This window comes from Sinomonas sp. (assembly GCF_051955515.1).
GTDB lineage: Bacteria > Actinomycetota > Actinomycetes > Actinomycetales > Micrococcaceae > Sinomonas.
The window spans coordinates 1-3,745 of sequence record NZ_JBQCGQ010000078.1 but is presented as its reverse complement, the minus strand read 5'-3'; the positions used below and the strand labels follow the sequence as shown (position 1 = coordinate 3,745).

The 3,745-nt window shown below is 66.8% G+C and carries 4 protein-coding genes; 2 read left to right on the top strand and 2 right to left on the bottom strand.

All coding sequences use genetic code 11. The annotated features are described in order from the left end of the window. The coding region (locus ACTHL9_RS04520) for a substrate-binding domain-containing protein (protein WP_440517603.1) at positions 1-779 on the bottom strand (779 nt) is incomplete at its 3' end. A gap of 310 nt (positions 780-1,089) precedes the next feature. Here ACTHL9_RS04520 and ACTHL9_RS04515 point away from each other — a divergent pair. Both ACTHL9_RS04515 and iolB read left to right on the top strand, forming a co-directional pair. After that, positions 1,090-1,830 (top strand): GntR family transcriptional regulator, encoded by a 741-nt coding sequence (locus tag ACTHL9_RS04515; RefSeq protein ID WP_440517602.1) that lies wholly within the window; start codon positions 1,090-1,092, stop codon positions 1,828-1,830. Positions 1,831-1,878: 48 nt separating this feature from the next. Further along, the gene (gene iolB, locus ACTHL9_RS04510; protein ID WP_440517601.1) at positions 1,879-2,775 is read left to right on the top strand and encodes a 5-deoxy-glucuronate isomerase; all 897 of its coding nucleotides are present in this window, start codon (positions 1,879-1,881) and stop codon (positions 2,773-2,775) included. Between the two features lie 261 nt (positions 2,776-3,036). Here the strand turns inward: iolB and ACTHL9_RS04505 are convergent. Continuing rightward, positions 3,037-3,745, bottom strand: a 709-nt coding sequence (locus ACTHL9_RS04505; protein WP_440517599.1) for a sugar phosphate isomerase/epimerase family protein, incomplete at its 5' end; no start/stop codon positions are given.

Here is a 3,745-nt window from a genome sequence, read left to right as displayed (position 1 = left end):
GCGTTGAGGTCAAAGCTCGCGGCCTTCGCCGAGCTCCCGGCATCCTGGATGGACTTCAGGAGTGTGATGGTGATCGGGGCGCCCAAGCCGATGATGACGTCGGCGTCCTTGGTCGCCTGGAGCTTCGCCGTCGCGGTCGACTGGACTGACGTCATGTCCTGGCCGTTCACGTAGAGGATCTCCGTGCCGGGAACCTTGGACTTCACGCCCGCGCAGCGGTTCTCGAGGCCAATGTGGCCCTGCTGCTGGATGACGCAGATGGGATGCTTGTAGCCCTCCGCGGCGAGGCGTGTGCCGACGGCCTCGCCAGCGAGCTTCTCGTTGGAGCCGAAGTGGGTGAAGGCCCCAAGCTTCGCTGACACGTCCTCGCCCGCGTTCAGGCTCACCACGGGAATCCCGGCGTCGGTCGCCTTCTTCACGACGTCCTTGAGCGCGTCGGGTGTGGCAAGCGTGACGGCGATCCCGTCGACCTTCTGGTCGATCGCCTGTTGGACGAGCTGAGCCTGGCGGCCCGCCTCGGGGTCGTTGAGGTACTGCAGGTCCACGTTGTCTTTCGCCGCAGCCTCCTCGGCGCCCTTGCGCACGATGTCCCAGAAGGTGTCGCCAGCGGCGGCGTGGGTGACGAGGGCAACCTTGATACGGGGCGTCGATGCCGCCTGCCCTCCACCTCCCCCGTTGGTGCTGGCCTCCTGCTTCCCGCCCGCCGAACAGGCGGAGAGGGCGAGCATCGGGACTGCGAGGGCCGCAACGGCTGCACGGCGCCACGAAAGTTTGGTCACGAGAATCTCCTTCGATCCAGGGGTTCGGCCGGACTGCTGCTGTGCTGCCCAGGGCCTTGTCCGATCCTGCGTGACGTGAATCACCCTGTCAAGACTTTGTCTACACATATGCACTTATTTCTGGAGCGCTCCAGCTGATCGGTCCGACTTTGTCACCTCGCGCTAACATGCGGAAGTCAGGGCGCGTCGTGACCAAAACGCTGACATCCTGCGGAACCCGATGCTAAGATCGGATCAGGAAATTTGTCCTATCAAATAAACATGCGGAGCAGGGGCATTTTCGGCCCAGCGCCCAGCCCAAGGAGGGGCCATGGCGACCAGCCTCAACATTCCCATCGACCGTTCGTCCCCGGTGCCGCTCTACCACCAAGTGGTGCAGGGCATCGAGGCCATGATCCGCAGCGGCGCGCTCGAGCCGGGCTCGAAGCTCGAGAACGAGATCGAGCTCGCCGCGCAGCTCAACCTCTCGCGCCCCACCATGCGCAAGGCCATGGACGAACTCGTCCGGGCAGGTTTGCTCGTCCGCAAGCGCGGGGTCGGCACGCAGGTCGTCTCGAGTCAGGTGCGCCGCCACCTCGAGCTCTCGAGCCTGTACGACGATCTCTCCCGCGGCGGCCAGAAGCCCACCACCCGGGTCCTCTCGTTCCGCCACGGCCCCGCCGAGGACGACATCACGGACACCCTCCAGCTGCCGGCCGGCGTCGGCGTCTACCACTTCTCACGGCTCCGCTCCGTCGGGGACAAGCCCCTCGCCCTCATGGAGAACTGGGTTCGCGACGACGTCGCCGAGCTCACCGAGGAGGGCCTGCGGCAGCGGGGCATGTACCAGATCCTCCGCGAGGCCGGAGTGAACTTCAGGCTCGCCAACCAGCGCATCGGCGCGACCGTCGCCGACGAGTACCAAGCGGAATTGCTGCAGACTTCTCCCGGTTCTGCGCTCGTCACCATGGAGCGCACCGCCGTCGATGATACGGGCCGCAATGTCGAGACCGGCCGGCACGTGTATCGGGCCGACTCGTACAGCTTCGAGATGACGCTGGTCCAACGATGAGAACACTTCAGCGCTGAGCGCTTCATCCAGAAAGAGAGGAACATCCCCATGGCAGATTGGGTCTACCCCCTGGGCTCGGCCTCCGAAGGCGACTGGCAGATCTCACTCGGTGCCCATGACAGCAAACTCGTCGATGGCTGGGAGCACACAGGCATCAAGGTGGCCGAGCTCGCGCCCGGCGCGAGCGTCTCCATCGAAGCAGCGGGCGAGGAGCGCATTGTCGTCCCCCTGGCAGGCGCGTTTGAGGCAACGGTCGACGGCGAGACCTACTCCTTGCGCGGGCGGCAGTCCGTCTTCGCTGGACCGAGCGACGTGCTCTACACGGGGATCGGCAGGGCCGTCGAAATTTCGAGCGCGCAAGGGGGCCGCGTCGCCGTCGCCCTCGCTCCCGCTCAGGCGAGGTACCCGACCCGCTTGATCCGCGCGGAGGAAACCCCGGTCGAGCTGCGCGGCGCCGGCAACTGCTCACGCCAGGTGCACAACTTCGGAACGCCGGCCGCCCTCGAGGCCGATCGCTTCATCGTCTGCGAGGTCATCACGCCGGCCGGCAACTGGTCCTCGTATCCCCCGCATAAGCACGACGAGGAGAAGGACGGCGAGACCTCGCTCGAGGAGATCTACTACTTCGAGACGCGCCTCGCTCCCGCCTCCCCCGTCTCCGGGAGCGCAGGCCAGGACCCCGTCGGCTATGCGCGGGTCTACGCGTCCGACGCCCGGCCCATCGACGTCAACGCCGAGGTCCGCACCGGCGACGTCGTCCTCGTCCCGTATGGCTGGCACGGTCCCGCCATGGCGGCTCCCGGCTACGACCTGTACTACCTGAACGTCATGGCGGGCCCCGGCCGAGTCCGCGACTGGCTCATCAGCGACGACCCGCACCACGGCTGGATCCGCGCGACGTGGGAAGCCCAGGACGTCGACCCGCGCCTCCCCTTCACCGCCTAACCCCCACCGTTTCGGGTACAGCTACTGCCCCACTCAGCCAACTCGGGTGCCCCAACTGACGCCCCCTCAGCAGAGCACGACGGCGCGTGCCCGGCTTCACAGCGGCGGGCCCCCGCCGTCGTCGTTCCTCGCCCGGCGGCCGCGGAGAGGGAAGTCAGTTGGCGTACCCGGACTGCTCTGAGGGTGGACTATCTGTACCCGAAACGACGAGCCGCCGGATCCGTGTGGATCCGGCGGCTCAAGTTGGCGTACCCGAAACGGTTAGGCGCGGGTCTTCGCCTTGTCGATGAACTGCTGCATCGTGCGGAGCTGGTAGCGGGAGACCTCATCGGCGTTCTCGTTCTCGGCGAAGACGCTTGAGACCATGACGGTGTCGTCGCGATCGAGGAAGCCGATCTCGCCGAGGCTGCCGAAGAACTCGTCCCAGTTGACGTCGCCGTCACCGATCTTGAGGTGCTGGTGCACCCGGACGGCGTTCCCTGGCGGGTTGGTGATGTACCGCAGGCCGTGGGACGCGTGGTGGTTCATGGTGTCGGAGACGTGGACCACCCGGATCCGGTCCCCGGCAGCCCGCATGATCTCGAGCGGCTCATCCTTCATGTGGAAGGTGTGCGAGGCGACGTACACCATGCCGACGTTCGGCGAGTTGACGCCCCGGATCACGCGGAGCGCGGCAAGGCCCTCCTCGACGAAGTCGTCCGGATGCGGGTCGATCGCCACGTGGACGCCCTCGCGCTCGAAGATCGGCACGAGCTCCTCCATGGACCGGTAGAAGCACGCCTCGGACTCCTCGGGCTTCTCCGGACGCCCCGAGAACTCGGTGTTCATCTGGTTCACCCCGAGATCCACGGTGATCTGGATGGCGCGCTTCCAGTAGCGCACCGCGGCCTCGCGCGCCCACTCGTCAGGGCCGGACCAGCGCAGCACGGGCAGCACCGAGGCGACCTCCACACCCGCATCGGCGCACGCC